The sequence below is a fragment of the Mesorhizobium xinjiangense genome (genome assembly GCF_009749525.1).
In the GTDB taxonomy this organism is placed as follows: Bacteria; Pseudomonadota; Alphaproteobacteria; order Rhizobiales; family Rhizobiaceae; genus Mangrovimarina; species Mangrovimarina xinjiangensis.
The window spans coordinates 121,222-136,615 of record NZ_WOAC01000005.1; the positions used below are offsets into that span (position 1 = coordinate 121,222).

At 62.3% G+C, this 15,394-nt stretch carries 12 protein-coding genes; 4 read left to right on the top strand and 8 right to left on the bottom strand.

Annotated elements, in window-relative coordinates; all coding sequences use genetic code 11:
• Window positions 1-71 precede the first annotated feature (71 nt).
• The 7 genes from frc to GM909_RS07725 all read right to left on the bottom strand — a co-directional run bounded on the left by frc (window position 72) and on the right by GM909_RS07725 (window position 7,757).
• Window positions 72-1,346, bottom strand: a complete 1,275-nt coding sequence (frc, locus tag GM909_RS07695) for a formyl-CoA transferase (protein WP_407941258.1) — start codon at window positions 1,344-1,346, stop codon at window positions 72-74.
• Window positions 1,347-1,356: 10 nt separating this feature from the next.
• Window positions 1,357-3,099, bottom strand: coding sequence for an oxalyl-CoA decarboxylase (gene oxc / locus GM909_RS07700; protein WP_157015630.1), 1,743 nt, complete (start codon window positions 3,097-3,099; stop codon window positions 1,357-1,359).
• A 407-nt stretch (window positions 3,100-3,506) separates the two neighbouring features.
• On the bottom strand, window positions 3,507-3,656 hold the full coding sequence (locus GM909_RS07705) for a hypothetical protein (RefSeq protein WP_157015631.1): 150 nt from the start codon (window positions 3,654-3,656) through the stop codon (window positions 3,507-3,509).
• 329 nt (window positions 3,657-3,985) lie between these two features.
• Entirely contained in the window at window positions 3,986-5,515 is a 1,530-nt protein-coding gene (locus GM909_RS07710; RefSeq protein WP_157015632.1) for a tripartite tricarboxylate transporter permease, read from the bottom strand.
• Between the two features lie 87 nt (window positions 5,516-5,602).
• Window positions 5,603-6,109, bottom strand: coding sequence for a tripartite tricarboxylate transporter TctB family protein (locus GM909_RS07715; RefSeq protein WP_198174167.1), 507 nt, complete (start codon window positions 6,107-6,109; stop codon window positions 5,603-5,605).
• Window positions 6,110-6,223: 114 nt separating this feature from the next.
• Entirely contained in the window at window positions 6,224-7,216 is a 993-nt protein-coding gene (locus GM909_RS07720; RefSeq protein WP_157015634.1) for a Bug family tripartite tricarboxylate transporter substrate binding protein, read from the bottom strand.
• Between the two features lie 379 nt (window positions 7,217-7,595).
• The gene (locus GM909_RS07725) at window positions 7,596-7,757 is read right to left on the bottom strand and encodes a hypothetical protein (protein ID WP_157015635.1); all 162 of its coding nucleotides are present in this window, start codon (window positions 7,755-7,757) and stop codon (window positions 7,596-7,598) included.
• Between the two features lie 370 nt (window positions 7,758-8,127).
• Here GM909_RS07725 and GM909_RS07730 point away from each other — a divergent pair, with 370 nt between their 5' ends.
• Both GM909_RS07730 and GM909_RS07735 read left to right on the top strand, forming a co-directional pair.
• A complete protein-coding gene (locus tag GM909_RS07730; protein WP_157015636.1) occupies window positions 8,128-9,729 on the top strand; it encodes a flavin monoamine oxidase family protein in 1,602 nt (533 codons plus the stop codon).
• A gap of 49 nt (window positions 9,730-9,778) precedes the next feature.
• Window positions 9,779-10,192: a c-type cytochrome gene (locus GM909_RS07735; protein ID WP_157015637.1), complete on the top strand. Its 414-nt coding sequence runs from the start codon at window positions 9,779-9,781 to the stop codon at window positions 10,190-10,192.
• 77 nt (window positions 10,193-10,269) lie between these two features.
• Here GM909_RS07735 and GM909_RS07740 read toward each other — a convergent pair whose 3' ends face one another.
• On the bottom strand, window positions 10,270-11,670 hold the full coding sequence (locus tag GM909_RS07740; RefSeq protein WP_157015638.1) for an Nramp family divalent metal transporter: 1,401 nt from the start codon (window positions 11,668-11,670) through the stop codon (window positions 10,270-10,272).
• 294 nt (window positions 11,671-11,964) lie between these two features.
• Between GM909_RS07740 and GM909_RS07745 the strand changes: the two genes are divergently transcribed.
• Together GM909_RS07745 and sucC are read left to right on the top strand one after the other, a co-directional pair.
• Window positions 11,965-14,091: an acetate--CoA ligase family protein gene (locus tag GM909_RS07745; RefSeq protein WP_157015639.1), complete on the top strand. Its 2,127-nt coding sequence runs from the start codon at window positions 11,965-11,967 to the stop codon at window positions 14,089-14,091.
• A gap of 104 nt (window positions 14,092-14,195) precedes the next feature.
• Window positions 14,196-15,389, top strand: coding sequence for an ADP-forming succinate--CoA ligase subunit beta (gene sucC / locus GM909_RS07750; RefSeq protein WP_157015640.1), 1,194 nt, complete (start codon window positions 14,196-14,198; stop codon window positions 15,387-15,389).
• Window positions 15,390-15,394: the final 5 nt, after the last annotated feature.

The following is a 15,394-nucleotide window of genomic DNA, read 5'->3' on the forward strand; positions in this document are numbered from 1 at the left end:
CGCGACCAGGACCGGGCGGCAACGAAAAAGCGGCGGCACATGGGTGCCGCCGCAATGCCCGCCGAAGACGGCTATTCCGCCGCGAGCTTGGCCGGCTCCCCGATGGCTCCGCTGCCGCGCAGCTCCTCGAGGGCCGTGTCGTCGAACTTCAAGACGTCGCGCAGGATCTCCTCGGTATGCTCGCCGAGCAGCGGCGAGCGCGTCACCTCGGTCGGGCTGTCGGACAGCTTGATCGGGTTGCCGACCGACAGATAGGAGCCGCGCACGGGATGCTCGACTTCGACGATCGTGCCGGTCGCCCGCAGCGAGGCATCCTCCGCCAGTTCCTTCATCGACAGGATCGGGCCGCAGGGAATGTCCCGCTCATTGAGGACCTTCATCACTTCGAACTTGTCGTGCGTCTCGGTCCACCGCTCGATGCGCTCGAAAACCGCATTGAGGCGCGGCAGCCGGGCATTCGGCGTGGCGTAATCGGGATCGGTTTTCCAGCCCGGCTCGCCGATGACGTCGCAGATCGCCTCCCAGACGGGAGCCTGGGTGATGAAGTAGATATAGGCGTTGGGATCGTTCTCCCAGCCCTTGCATTTGAGGATGCGGCCGGGCTGGCCGCCGCCGGAATCGTTGCCCGCGCGCGGCACGGCGTCGCCGAACTCGAAGCCTTCGCCATACTGGCTGTATTCCTTGAGCGGGCCATGGGCGAGGCGCTGCTGGTCGCGCAGCTTGACCCGGCACAGATTGAGCACGCCGTCCTGCATGGCCGCCGTGACCTTCTGGCCGCGCCCGGTCTTGGTGCGCTGGTAGAGCGCGGTGACGATGCCGAGGCACAGATGCAGCCCGGTGCCAGAATCGCCGATCTGGGCGCCGGTCACCAGCGGCAGGCCGTCGCGGAAGCCGGTCGTGGACGCCGCACCGCCGGTGCACTGGGCAACATTCTCATAGACCTTGCAGTCCTGATAGGGCCCCGGGCCGAAGCCCTTGATCGAGGCGACGATCATGGCCGGGTTGAGCTCCTGGATGCGCTCCCAGGTAAAGCCCATGCGGTCGAGCGCGCCGGGCGCGAAATTCTCCACCAAGACGTCGCAGCTCTTGATCAGCGCCTCGAGCACCTTCTTGCCCTGCTCGGTCTTGGTATTGAGCGTGATCGACCGCTTGTTGTGGTTGAGCATGGTGAAATAGAGGCTGTCGGCCTCGGCCAGGTCGCGCAGCTGGCCACGGGTGATGTCGCCCGTGCCGGGACGCTCGACCTTGATCACGTCGGCGCCGAACCAGGCCAGCAGCTGCGTGCAGGTCGGGCCGGACTGGACATGGGTGAAATCGAGGATACGGACGCCTTCAAGCGCTTTCATTGTCATGCTCCTATTTCTTCTTTCCGACCACGCTTTGCGGGTTGAGATTGCCGATACGGCCGCTTTCGGTGCCGGCCGTGGGATCGATGACCGCGTTGACGAGGGTTGGTTTGCCTGAGTCCATCGCTTCGCTGACGGCGCGGTAAAGCTCGTCGGGCGTCGTCGCATTGACGCCGACACCGCCAAAGGCCTCCATCATCTTGTCGTAGCGCGAGTCCTTGACGAAGACCGTCGTGCCGGGGTCGCGCCCTGTCGGATCCTGATCCGTGCCGCGATAGATGCCGTTGTTGTTGAAGATGACCACGCAGACCGGCAGGTCGTAGCGGCAGATGGTTTCCACTTCCATGCCGCAGAAGCCGAAGGCGGAATCCCCCTCGACGGCCAGGACCGGCTTTCCGGTTTCCACAGCGGCGGCGATCGCCGAGCCCATGCCGACGCCCATGACGCCCCAGGTGCCGACGTCGAGGCGCTTGCGCGGTTGGTACATGTCGATCACGCCGCGGGCGAGATCGAGCGTGTTGGCGCCTTCATTGACCAGAATGGCATCCGGCCGTTCCTTGATGACGGTGCGCAAGGCCCCGAGAGCGCCATGGAAATCCATCGGGATGGAGTTCTTTTTCAGGCGCAGCGCCATCTTGCCGATGTTCTGCTCTTTCTTGGCGTTGATGGCGTCGGTCCACTCGGCAGGCGGGGTCGGCCAATTGTCGCCCAACCCGTCGAGCAAGGCCGAAATGCACGAGCCGATGTCGCCGACCACCGGTGCGGCAATCTCGACATTGGAATCCATTTCCTTGGGCTCGATGTCCACCTGGATGAACTTTTTCGGATTCTCGCCCCAGCTCTTGCCCTTGCCATGCGACAAGAGCCAGTTTAGCCGGGCGCCGACGAGCATGACGACATCGGACTCCTTGAGAACGGTCGAACGGGCCGCCCCCGCCGATTGCGGATGCACGTCGGGCAGCAGGCCCTTGGCCATGCTCATCTGCAGGAAGGGGATGCCGCTTTTTTCGACAAAGTCGCGGATCGCCTCGTCGGCCTGTGCATAAGCCGCCCCCTTGCCGAAAATGATCAAAGGGCGCTTGGCGCTTTTGAGCACGTCGAGCGCACGATCGACGGCCGACGGGGCGGGGATCTGGGCCGGTGCGGGATCGATAACCTGAACCAGCGATTTCCTGCCCGCCTCGGCTTCCATGGTCTGCGGGAAAAGCTTTGCCGGCAGGTCGAGATAGACGCCGCCCGGCCGTCCGGAAACGGCCGCTCTTATGGCGCGCGCAACGCCGATGCCGATATCCTCGGCATGCAGCACGCGGAACGCCGCCTTGCACAGCGGCTTGGCGATGGCCAGTTGGTCCATCTCCTCGTAATCGCCCTGCTGCAGATCGACGACCTCGCGCTCGGAGGATCCGGAAACCAGGATCATCGGGAAACAGTTGGTGGTGGCGTTGGCCAGCGCCGTGAGCCCGTTCAGGAAGCCAGGTGCCGAAACGGTCAGGCAGATGCCGGGGGTCTTTGTCAGATAACCCGCAATACCCGCCGCATAACCGGCATGCTGTTCATGCCGGAAGGAAATGACGCGCATGCCTTGCGCCTGCGCCAGACGGCCGAGATCGGTGATCGGAATGCCGGGCACGCCGTAGATCGTGTTGATGCCGTTAAGCTTGAGCGCGTCGATGACGAGATGAAAGCCATCCGTCAGTTCCTGCTCCGTCCCCCCGGACGAACCGGCCTGGTCGACTTTCGTGACGATTGTCATGGACGTGTTTCCTCCTCTTACGTCTGCTCGCCATTGTGTCGGCACGCACATCCCGACCGCCGGCATCCCACTCGGGCAAGATGTCGGGCCGACCGGCAGCATCGCGCCACCGGAAACAGGCCCTTTTTCGAAGCCGTCATCGATCTAAGCTCTGGCATAACGAATGCCAAAAGTCAAACCTGGATCGACTGAAACGAGGACTGAAAAAGGCGCCGCATGCCGCGGCATTGCGGTGCCCGGTGGAGCGATGGCGACGAGGCGGCGGGATCGCGCATGGCGGCGCGGTCGCCTGGAGCATGTCCCGCTCAAACGGAAGCGTGCGACCGGCAAGCCGCACGAAAAAAGGGGCCGCTGACGATCAGCGACCCCTTGAAAACGGTATTGGCGCCGGCAAGGCCGGTGATTTCTCAAGCGTGGTGGCGTGCCGCATAGGGCGTGCCGGGCGCGGCGCCCTCGCGATGGAGAATGCGCCTGACGACGTTGCCGAGCGCCAGCCCGAGATCGAGCCACCATTGGTCGCGCCTGGAAAGATGGTCGTGATTGCGCTGCGTATTCATCTGTCTCTCCTGAAAACCTTGGAGCCCATATTCGGCTCCCTTCCTATGGTTCTCATTTAATGCGCCGCCGTGATATTTTGTATACCAGATGCTGCATAGCACCTTCGCGCCTGCAGCATAGCTGGTCGCCTTGCCGGGCGGCTGCCGCGACGATCGCTGGGCCGATGGGATCGCTGTTGCAGCGAATCGCGGCAACGCAGCGCGCATTCCTGGCGGAGGGTACCGGCGCCGGAGGCCAGTGACGGCAATTGCGGCCGGACAAATGAAACGGCCGCCGCTCTTTCGAGCGGCGGCCGGGGATCAAACCATTTTTGAGGAGCAGTCCCTTCCTACTCTCCGGCGGGGACCGCGCTGTCGTCGCGTTGCCGGTTGCGCCACCAGCGCAGTGCCAGCGGGTAAACGAAGAGCGCCACCGCGACCAGGATGAAGATCGCCGACAGCGGCCGTTCGAGGAAGATCAGCGGATCGCCCTGCGACGACAGCAGCGACTGGCGCAGCGAACGTTCGGCCAGTGGGCCGAGAACGATGGCCAGCACCGCCGGGGCGACCGGATAGTCGAGCTTGCGCAGCAGATAGCCGACGACGCCGAACAGCAGCATCAGCCACAGATCGTGCATGGTCTGGGTGGGCGCATAGCCGCCGACGATGCACAACACGAAGATGACCGGCGCCAGGATGGTGAATTTGAGCGTCAGCACCCGTACGAAGAGCGGGATCATGGCGATGTTGAGGATCACCGCGAAGATATTGGCGATGTAGAGCGAGCCGATCAGGCCCCAGACGAAATCCGGATGCTCGGTGAACAGCAGCGGTCCGGGCCGCAAACCCCAGATGATCATGCCGCCGAGCAGGATCGCCGTCGTCGGCGAGCCGGGAATGCCAAGCGTGATCATCGGCAGCATGGAGCCGGTCGAGGCGGCGTTGTTGGCCGACTCTGGCGCGGCGATGCCCTTGATGTTGCCCTTGCCGAAGCTGTCGGGATCTTTCGACAGCGCCTTGGTCATGCCGTAGGCCATGAGCGAGCCGGGCGTGGCGCCGGCGGCCGGCAGGATGCCGACGAAATAGCCGAGCAGTCCGCTCAAGGATGCCGGGACGATGTACTCCTTGATGCGCCGGAGATGTTCCGCGATCGAGCCGAGGCCGGCGCGCACCCGATGCACCTGCACGTCGCCCTTGGTCTGCTCGAGCGTCCACAGCATCTCGCCGATGCCGTAGATGCCGATTGCCAGGACGAGGAAGTTCACGCCATGAAAGAAGCCCGAAATGTCGAAGAAGATCAGGCGCGGCTTGCCCGAGATGATGTCGAGGCCGATCGTTGCCAGGATGAGGCCGATGGCGATGGAGCCGATGGTCTTGGCGATATCGTCTCCACCCAGGCCGACAAAGGTGGCGAATGCCAGCATCATCAGGGCGAATTCTTCCGCCGGACCGAATTTGAGGGCGAAGGCGGCGAGCGGCGGGGCGAAGAAGGTGAACAGGACGACCGAGATCGTGCCGCCGACGAAGGAGGCGATCGCCGCCGTCAGGAGTGCCTGGTCGGCCTTGCCCGACTGCGCCATCGGCCGCCCGTCAAAGACCGTGGCGACGGCCGTCGATGCGCCGGGAATGCCGAGCGTGATCGACGACACCGCGCCGCCATACATGGCGCCGTAATAGACGGCGGCGAGGAAGATGATGGCGGCGTCCGGCGGCACGAGGAAGGTCACCGGCAGCAGGATCGCAACGCCGTTCACCGAGCCCAGTCCAGGCATCGCTCCGACGAACAGGCCGATGAGGCAGCCGATGACGAGCATGGAAAGATTGAGCGGTTGAAGGGCCTCGGCCAGACCGCCCATGAGCGGGATAAGTATCGACTCCATTGCCATTACCTTCTCGAGTTTCGGTCAGCGGGCGTCGCGTTGCGCGAATGCCGGCGGCTGGAATTCGTCGTGCGCTAGTGTCGTGCGCTAGTAGAGAAACTGGTACAGCGGATAGAACAGCGGCTCGGTGATGCCTTTTGGCAAAGGAATGGTCATCAGATATTCGAAGAAGAAGAAGACGAATGTCGGTATGAAAACCATAAGGGTGATCGACAAAGTCCAGGAATGGCCGCCGATAAATCTCAGATAGAAAAGAAGAAAGGCCATAAGCGAGACGTACATGCCGAAATAGTGCGAAGCCAGGAGCAGGAAGAACAGGGCGAGCACGGTCAAGCCGACGATCTGCACCGTGTCGCGGTCCACAAACGCCTCATCGGAGCGCGACTGCGGCGTGGCGCGCAGGAACCACCGCACCAGCGTGGCGATGCTCGAGAGAAGCATGATGACTGCAAGCCAGAAGGGCCAGAAGCCCGAGCCCGGTCCGGCGCCGGGAATCCAGCCCACAGACAGGCCGTCCGCGCTCTTCCACATGAGCCCGAGCGAAGCCAGAATGAGAAGGATCGATGCAGTGAACTCGGCCGTGCGAACGGTCATGGCAATAACTCCTCCCAGAGCGCCGGTAGGTGGGATGCGTGGTTGAGCTGCACGCATGAAATCGGCCCCAGGAGCTGCCTTGCGCACGCCCCCGGGGCCAGATCGTTCAGCCGGTCATTCTCCGGCGATGGCGCCGGCACCGACCTTGGCGATCAGAGCCTTGTGGCGCTCGAGCTGCTGCTTGTGGAATTCACCCAGATCCGCGCCGCCGGCGAATTCGTCGCAGGTCAGACCGTCGGACTTGCAGAAATCCTGCCATTCCTGGGAATTGAACAGTTCCTCGAACAGGGCCGTGTACCAGGCCTGCGCTTCGGGAGACATTCCGGGCGGACCGTTGACCGAGCGCTGCATGTAGTAGACCAGGTCGTGCCCGGCCTCCTTTGCGGTCGGCACGTCGGGGAAGGCCTCCATGCGCTCGTCGGTGAACTGGACGAGCGGCTTGCTCTGCCCGGCGCGGAAGAACTCCATCTGCTCGGCCGGGTTGTTGACGGTGGTCATGATATGCTTGCCGACGAGGCTCTTGGCCACGTCCCCTCCGCCGGGGAAGGGAATGTAGGTGACGTCGGCGTTGAACTCTGCCTCGAGCATGGCGAACAGGATGGAATCCTCCTGGCCGGTGCCGGTACCTCCGACCGTCCAATCCTTGTTCATCTTGGCGACCTGGGATCCCCAGGTCTCGAAATCCGATATTTCCGAATCGGCCGGCACCCACAACAGGAACGTGTCGATGGCCATGCGTGCGATCGGCGTGAATTCGGAGATGTCCACGCCCAGTCCCTCCTGGACGAGCGGCGTGGTGTAGAAGCTGTTCAATGTGACGAGCAGCGTGTGGTCGTCGCCCGCCTTGTCCTTTATGTAGCGCAACGCCTCGGCACCCGATCCACCCGGCTTGTTGATCGGGATGAACGGCATTGCCGACAGGTCCTTCTTCTCGATCAGGCCCTGCATGAGACGCGCGATCTGGTCGGCGCCGCCGCCCGTTCCCGCCATGATGATGAATTCGACCGGTTTCCTGGGTTGCCAATCGGCCAGTGCCGGTGTCGTGGCCACGCACGCGGCCGCGACCGAAAATGCGACCCCTGCACTCAGTGATCTGAAATCTGCCATTCGATTTCCTCCCTTTGTCTGAGCGAGTCCAGGGGGATGTCTTCGGCTGTATTGTACCCTTGGGTCGCTCAGCTTCCTATGGCATTTTGTATGCCAATGGCGATGTCACAATATGCTCGAAGCAAAGTCAAGTGGCAAAGCGTTGTGCGGCGCGTCATTGGTGTGGCGCAGTTTGCCGCCCGGCAACCAGAATTGAGCCCAGATTGATGTCCGGTGCTCGAAGGGTTTTTGGAGTTCATGCCTTGGGATGCGGGGCCTGTTTCGGCGGCGTTTCTCAACCGGTCTTAGCCCCTCAGAAACGAAGAAAGCCCCACCACTTGATCAGCGATGGGGCTTTCAGACGGTGTCATCGACGGCCATGTCGAATGGGGCAGGCGCCTTACTTTCGGCGGCGGGACGGAGCCGGCCAGGGCGCGCCCATAACGATGTTTTCCCTGTTCGACATGCGTCGGAAAAAGGTCGACACCGCGTCGGCAATCCCATGCCACCAGGCTTGCTGATCCACAACGACGACGCTATCGGGCTTGTAGTGCATGTTCATCGTCTTCTCCTCGAAGGTATCCGGCCGTTGCGTGGCCTCAAATCGATGACAGACACATAAGCCGTCGTTCTGATATTTTGTATACCAGATGCTGCATAGCACCTTCGCGCTTGCAGCATAGCTGGAAGCAGTCGTCTGAAATCGTCCTGGAAGCCGTGACGATCCTTCGAGAATGTCCAGGGCCTCGCCGGTGGACGGCCCGCTGGCCGATCGCATCAATCGAACGCGCACACCGCCACAACCGTATTTCGGTCCCGTTGTGCCAGGGTTTGGCGATCCATACGCCATCGGGGCCATTTGCTTGACATGGCTACCCGTCGTCATAGGCTGCTACGTGCAATTGGTTCCACGTCGCTCGGAAGGATAGAAAATGCTGCAAGATACCCCTCTTGCCGGCTTGAGCCGGCGCAATCTTCTATCGTTGATCGGAATGACGGCGGGCAGCGCGGCCATGTATCATGCCATGACCACGCTGGGCCTGGCGCGGGAGTCGGGCTACAAGGGGCCCGTCAAGCTCGAGGGCGACCCGAAGGGTGCATCGGTCCTGATACTCGGAGCGGGACTGGCGGGCATGACCGCGGCGCTGGAACTGCGTCAGGCCGGCTACAATGTCCAGATCCTCGAATACAACAATCGCGCCGGCGGCCGGAACTGGACCATACGCGGCGGCGACACCGTCACCGAACTGGGCGGCGCGACCCAGGAATGCGAATTCGACGACGGGCTCTACATCAATCCCGGTCCGTGGCGGATTCCCTATCACCACAACGGGCTTCTTGCCTATTGCAAACGCCTGGGGGTGAGGCTGGAGCCCTTCCAGCAGCTCAATCACAACGCCTTCCTGCATTCGAGCAAGGCGTTCGGCGGCAAGCCGCAGCGGGTCCGCGATATCAAGACGGATCTTCAGGGGCATGTTTCGGAACTGCTGGCCAAGGTGACGCAGAAGGGCCAACTCGAAGGCGACGTCACCAAGGAAGACCAGGAGATGCTGCTGGAGGCGCTTCGTTCCTGGGGCGCGCTCGACAAGGACTTCGCCTACAAGGAGAGCCTTCATACAAGCGAGTTCCGCGGTTTCGAAAAGGATCCAGGCGGCGGCCTCGGCGCCGCACCCGTCCCCAGCAAGCCGATCGATCTTTCCGACATCCTGAGTTCGGGCCTTTGGAACAGTCTGGCGAACTTCGCGCTCTACGAGTTCCAGACAACCATGTTCGAGCCGCTCGGCGGCATCGACATGATCGGTCAGGCCTTCGTCAGGGAAGTCGGCGACCTGATCACCTACAACGCCAAGGTCACCAAGATCGAGCAGGACGACAACGGCGTCACCGCCTATTACGAGGACACCCAGAATCCCGGGACAATGCAGCAGGCCAGTGCCGACTGGTGCATCTGCACCATTCCGCTGACGATCCTGAGCCAGATCGACATCAATGTCGGAGGCCCCATGCAGGCGGCGATCGAAGCCGTGCCCTACGCCTCCTCGGTCAAGGTCGGCCTGCAGTTCAAGCGCCGCTTCTGGGAAGAGGATGATCTGATCTTCGGCGGCGTCAGCTACACCGACCTGCCGATCTCGCAGATCTCCTACCCCAGCACCGACTTCAACACCGCCGGCAAGGGCATTCTGCTCGGGTGCTACACCTGGAACGGGCCGAACTCCTACGAGTTCACCTCGATGGCGCCCGAGGAGCGGGTCAGGAAGGCCGTCGAATACGGCGCGCAGATCCATCCGCAATACAAGGACGAATTCGAGACCGGCGTGTCCTGGGCCTGGCACCGTTCGCCGTTCACTCTCGGCTGCGCCGGCGACTGGACGGACGAGATGCGAAAGGAGCACTATGACAATCTCTGCCAGATCGACGGCCGCATCGTCCTTGCCGGCGAACACGCCTCCTACATTCCGGCATGGATGGAGGGTGCGATCCTGTCGTCGCTGGATGCGATAACGCGGCTGCATCAGCGCGTGATGGCGGGCTGAACCCATGGCGATCCATCCTTTCCCCCCTGATTTCGCGAGGCATGTCACCATGACCAGACAATTCATTCGGCCTTTCGGCCTCATCGCTGCTTCAGCATTGGCAACCGCACTGGCCCCCTCGGGCGCCCTTGCCGACTCGGCCGGCATCACATTCAGTGAAGGCGGCAAGTTCACCGCTCAAACCGGTGAAGCGCTGTATGCCAGCGTTTGTGCGGCCTGCCACATGGACAAGGGACAAGGCGCGGTCGGCGCCGGCTATTACCCGGCGCTTGCCGACAACGAAAATCTCGAGGCCGGCGGCTATCCTCTCTACGTGATGCTGCATGGCCTGAAGGGCATGCCGCCGGTCGGTCAGATGATGAGCGACGAGCAGGTCGCCGCCGTGGTCAATTATGTCCGGACCCATTTCGGCAACGACTATACGGACGAGGTGACGGCGGAAGACGTCGCGAGCACCCGGTAGGCGACAGCACGCCACTCGACAAAAGGAAGCGGGCCCGAAATGGGCCCGCCCGAAGTCTCTGCCGATTGGCCGGCTGTTCAGCTAAGAAACTGCAGATAAAGCACGTAGATGCTGAGGACGGCGAGGCCGATCGTGCCTGTCCATGCCCAGGCGAACATCAGCTTGGAGGGCATGAACTCCAGATCCGATCCGGTAAAGTTGTCCTTGACGGCCCTGATGTTCATCCAGAACAGAAGCGGCGAGAACAAGAGCGCAAGGACCGATGCCACCTGGACCACGAAGATTGGCTTCGGCAGGCCGAATATGATCGCCGTGCCGGCAATCACCCACAGGATCTGGAAACCACGGTAGATGAACTGGCGGGTTTGCGGCTTGTCCCATACCTTGCGCAGGCGGACGCAGCATTCTTCGAAGACACGCGCCTGGCCGTCGAAATAGGTGAACACCGTCGAAAACAGCGCCGACACGCCGCCTGCGATGATCACGGGGAAGATCCACGCGCCAAATGTCTCCGTATACATGGTCGCGATGGTGAGACCCATCTCCTTGGACGACGGCACCAGACCGATCGGATGGAGCACGACGGCGCCGACGATCAGGAAGGCCATGCCCGTCAGCATCGAGATGACATAGCTGATGTTCATGTCGCGCTTGAACAGCGTCATGTAGTTGCGCATATAGTTCGGTGCGAGATTGACCTTGTAGCCTTGGCGCTCGAGTTCGCGCACCTTCACCATCCCGCTCTTCTTGTCGACCGCCCAGTTGGACTGCATGGGCGCGACTTCGACAGTGGTCGGGAAATAGCCGAACATGGCGCCGAAAAGGAGCGCGGCTCCGACAGGCGGCAGCGTCGGCAGGAGGCGCGTCATATAGTCTGCGGGGTCCGGCGCCTGCAGAAGGAACGCGGTGAGTGATGCCAATGCAAAGACGATGATCGCGACCTTAACGAACGCCTCGAGGGCTGCATACTTGCCGGCCCACAGGATCGCCACCGTGAGAACCAGGATGGTGACGGCCCATAATTCCAGCGAAAGAAACGGAAAGGCCGCCCATAGAAGCGCCGCGCAACCAAGGGCGCGACCGGCAATGCCGAACGTGTTCGCCAGCGATTGAAAGCCGAGATACCAGAATGGCCAATTGCCCATCCGCCCATAGGCTTCCATGATGCTTTCGCCGCGCACCAAAGTGTAGCGATGCGCGAATTCGAAGGCGCAATATTTCAAAAAGTATGCGAACGGGATGATCCACAGCAAGGCATAGCCGTATTGGGCGCCGGCCGTGGGCCCGTGCATGATGTGGCTGGCCCCGATGCCGGTCATGGCGGCGGCAATTCCGGGCCCCATCGCCTTCCAGGTGTCACGTACACCTGTACCCGGCGCCTTGAGGTTTATGACCTGATTCTTCCCCGGAAGCTCTGCATCGTCGAAGCCGGCGGCTCCTTCCCGATACACTGCTTCCGTCGATGCTGTTGAATTCATATGGCGTACTCCTCCTCGAATGTGTAGCTTCGTAGAGGGCGTCAGAACCCTCTTTGCCACATTCCGACTGGCATAATGTATTCCTGATGCCGTTTTCGCAATGCTTTTTTTGTCGGCAAACCGATGATCCTCTCTCTGAATGCCCAGAAAGAGGAAGTTAAGAGTTGACATGCCGGCTCGCTGGAATACAAAATGCCACAATATTGAGAATGGCGGCTTCCGGGCTCTTGCGCCTTGCAAATTGGGGCAATTCCCAACTCGTCGAAGGAAGTCAGCCCCACCAAGGAGGAGACCATGCTCGACAAATCCGCGATCCGGAACGTGCTGGAGAAGGCAAAGTCCGAAGGGCGCAACTCTCTCACCGCGCCCGAGGGCAAGTTGCTGTGCGACGCCTATGGCATCACCGTGCCGAGGGAAGGGGTGGCGAAAAGCGCGGACGAGGCGGCCACGCTCGCCGCCGATATGGGCTTTCCGGTGGTCATGAAAATCGTCTCGCCCGATATCCTGCACAAGACCGAGGCGGGCGGCGTGATCGTCGGCGTCAATTCGGCCGATGAGGCCAAGGCGGCCTACCAGACGATTCTCGGCAATGCCAAGGCCTACAATGCCAAGGCCAATATTGAAGGCGTCCAGGTCCAGCAGATGCTCAAGGGTGGCCAGGAAGTGATTATCGGCGCCGTCACCGACGGCAGCTTCGGCAAGCTCGTCGCCTTCGGCATGGGCGGCATCCTGGTCGAGGTGCTCAAGGACGTGACCTTCCGCCTCGCTCCCGTCACGCGGGACGAAGCGCTGTCCATGCTCGACGGTATCCAGGCGGCCGAAATGCTGAAAGGCGTGCGCGGCGGCGATCCGGTCAACCGTGAAGCGCTGGCGGACATGATCGTGCGCGTTTCCGAACTGGTGAGCGACTATCCGGAGATTTCCGAGCTCGACCTCAATCCCGTATTCGCCACCAAGGATGGGGCGATTGCCGCCGATGTGCGGGTGGTCGTCGATTACGACCAGCCGGCGCCGCGCTACCGGCCGAGCCAGGACGAGATCGTCACGGCGATGAACCGCATCATGCGTCCCAAGGCCGTGGCCGTCATCGGTGCCTCGGCAGAGGACGGCAAGATCGGCAATTCGGTGATGAAGAACCTCATCAATGGCGGCTACAAGGGACAGATCTATCCCGTCCATCCGAAGGCCGACGAGATCCTCGGCTACAAGGCCTACAGGAGCGTGAAGGACGTTCCGGGCGAGATCGACACGGCGATCTTCGCCATTCCGGCGAAGTTCGTCGCCGGCGCCCTGACGGAATGTGGCGAGAAAGGCATTCCCGGCGCGGTCCTCATTCCCTCGGGCTTTGCCGAGGCGGGCGCGCCGGAACTGCAGGAAGAGATCGTCAAGATCGGCCGCAAATACAATATCCGCATGATGGGGCCGAACATCTACGGCTTCTACTATACGCCGGAAAATCTCTGCGCCACGTTCTGCACCGCTTACGACGTCAAGGGATCGGCCGCGCTCTCCTCACAGTCGGGCGGCATCGGTATGGCCATCATCGGCTTTTCGCGCTCGGCGCAGATGGGCGTGTCGGCCATCGTCGGGCTCGGCAACAAGTCCGACATCGACGAGGACGATCTGCTCGCCTTCTTCGAGCAGGACGACAACACCAACATCATCGCCCAGCATTGCGAGGACCTGAAGGACGGCCGCGCCTTCGCCGAGGCCGCCAAGCGGGTGTCCAAGAAGAAGCCGGTCGTGGTGCTGAAGGCCGGACGGACGTCTGCCGGCGCCAAGGCGGCATCGTCCCATACCGGTGCGCTTGCCGGCAACGACAAGATCTATGACGACGTCTTCAAGCAAGTTGGCGTCATCCGCGCCAATTCGCTGCGTCAGCTTCTGGAGTTCGCCCGCGGCGTCCCGGTGCTGCCGACGCCCAAGGGCGAGAACGTCGTCATCATCACCGGCGCCGGCGGCTCGGGCGTGCTTCTTTCAGACGCCTGCGTCGACAATGGCTTGAGCCTGATGTCGATGCCGGACGACCTCGACGCGGCCTTCCGCAAGTTCATCCCGCCCTTCGGTGCGGCCGGCAATCCGGTCGACATCACCGGTGGCGAGCCGCCGCAGACCTACAAGAACACCGTCCGGCTGGGGCTCGAGGACGATCGCATCCATTCGCTGATCCTCGGTTACTGGCACACCATCGTCACGCCGCCCATGGTGTTTGCCAAGCTGATGGTCGAGGTGAAGGAGGAGATGGCTGCCAAGGGCATCGAGAAGCCGATGGTCGCCTCGCTGGCCGGCGACGTCGAGGTCGAGGAAGCCGCCGAATATCTCTACCAGCACGGCATCCCGGCCTATGCCTATTCGACCGAACTGCCGGTCGAGGTGCTGGGCGCCAAATACAAGTGGGCGCGCGGCGCGGGTCTCCTCTGATCCTCCCGAACGGGTTCTGTCCGGGCGCGGTGCGGTCTTTGAAACCGCACGGCCCCGGCAGGCCCGATTTTCCCTCCATCGTTGTTTGAAGAGGTAAAGCCTCTATGCATATTCATGAGTACCAGGCCAAGTCCGTCCTGAAATCCTTCGGCGTGCCGGTCCCCAATGGCGCGCCGGCCATGGATGTCGACGAGGCGGGCGAGGTGGCCGCCGGACTCGAGGGCCCGGTCTTCGTCGTCAAATCGCAGATCCATGCCGGCGGTCGCGGCAAGGGCCGGTTCAAGGAACTCGGCGAGGGCGCCAAGGGCGGCGTCCGTATTGCCTCTTCGGTGGACGAGGTGCGCGCCGATGCCGCCGAAATGCTCGGCAACACGCTGGTGACGGTGCAGACGGGACCATCGGGCAAGAAGGTCGGCCGGCTCTATGTCGAAGAGGGCTCCGAGATCGCCAAGGAGTTCTACCTTTCGCTGCTGGTCGACCGGGTGACGAGCCGCGTCTCCTTCGTTGTTTCCACCGAGGGCGGCATGGACATCGAGGCTGTGGCCGCCGAAACGCCCGACAGGATCGTGTCCTTCTCCATCGATCCGGCAACCGGCTTCATGCCCCATCACGGACGTCGCGTGGCCAAGGCGCTCGACCTTGACGGTGAGACGGCCAAGCAGGCCCATGCGCTCGCGGCCAACCTCTATGCCGCCTTCCTCGCCAAGGACATGGAGATGCTGGAGATCAATCCGCTGGTTTTGACCGGGGCAGGCGATTTGAAGTGCCTCGACGCGAAAGTCGGCTTCGATTCGAACGCGCTGGCGCGCCATCAAGACATTGCCGAAATGCGCGACGAGAGCGAGGAGGACGAAAAGGAGATCGAGGCCTCGCGGCATGATCTGTCCTATATCGCCCTCGACGGCGACATCGGCTGCATGGTCAACGGCGCCGGCCTTGCCATGGCGACGATGGACATCATCAAGCACTATGGCGCCGAGCCGGCCAACTTCCTCGATGTGGGCGGTGGTGCAACCGCAGAGAAGGTGGCGGCCGCCTTCAAGATCATCACCGCCGATCCGAATGTGAAAGGCATATTGGTCAACATCTTCGGCGGCATCATGCGTTGCGACGTGATCGCCGAGGGCGTGATCGCCGCCGTCAAGGAGGTCGGTCTCGACGTGCCGCTGGTGGTACGGCTTGAAGGCACCAATGTCGCCGAAGGCAAACGCATCATCGACGCCTCGGGGCTCAATGTGATCTCGGCGGACGATCTCGACGACGCCGCGCAGAAAATCGTCAAGGCAGTGGGAGGCTGAAACCG

Bases quoted from the DNA above. Each gene is read 5' to 3' on its own strand.
- frc (WP_407941258.1), bottom strand. From the start codon at position 1,346: ATGAAAGCGCTTGAAGGCGTCCGTATCCTCGATTTCACCCATGTCCAG.
- oxc (WP_157015630.1), bottom strand. From the start codon at position 3,099: ATGACAATCGTCACGAAAGTCGACCAGGCCGGTTCGTCCGGGGGGACG.
- GM909_RS07705 (WP_157015631.1), bottom strand. From the start codon at position 3,656: ATGAATACGCAGCGCAATCACGACCATCTTTCCAGGCGCGACCAATGG.
- GM909_RS07710 (WP_157015632.1), bottom strand. From the start codon at position 5,515: ATGGAGTCGATACTTATCCCGCTCATGGGCGGTCTGGCCGAGGCCCTT.
- GM909_RS07715 (WP_198174167.1), bottom strand. From the start codon at position 6,109: ATGACCGTTCGCACGGCCGAGTTCACTGCATCGATCCTTCTCATTCTG.
- GM909_RS07720 (WP_157015634.1), bottom strand. From the start codon at position 7,216: ATGGCAGATTTCAGATCACTGAGTGCAGGGGTCGCATTTTCGGTCGCG.
- GM909_RS07725 (WP_157015635.1), bottom strand. From the start codon at position 7,757: ATGAACATGCACTACAAGCCCGATAGCGTCGTCGTTGTGGATCAGCAA.
- GM909_RS07730 (WP_157015636.1), top strand. From the start codon at position 8,128: ATGCTGCAAGATACCCCTCTTGCCGGCTTGAGCCGGCGCAATCTTCTA.
- GM909_RS07735 (WP_157015637.1), top strand. From the start codon at position 9,779: ATGACCAGACAATTCATTCGGCCTTTCGGCCTCATCGCTGCTTCAGCA.
- GM909_RS07740 (WP_157015638.1), bottom strand. From the start codon at position 11,670: ATGAATTCAACAGCATCGACGGAAGCAGTGTATCGGGAAGGAGCCGCC.
- GM909_RS07745 (WP_157015639.1), top strand. From the start codon at position 11,965: ATGCTCGACAAATCCGCGATCCGGAACGTGCTGGAGAAGGCAAAGTCC.
- sucC (WP_157015640.1), top strand. From the start codon at position 14,196: ATGCATATTCATGAGTACCAGGCCAAGTCCGTCCTGAAATCCTTCGGC.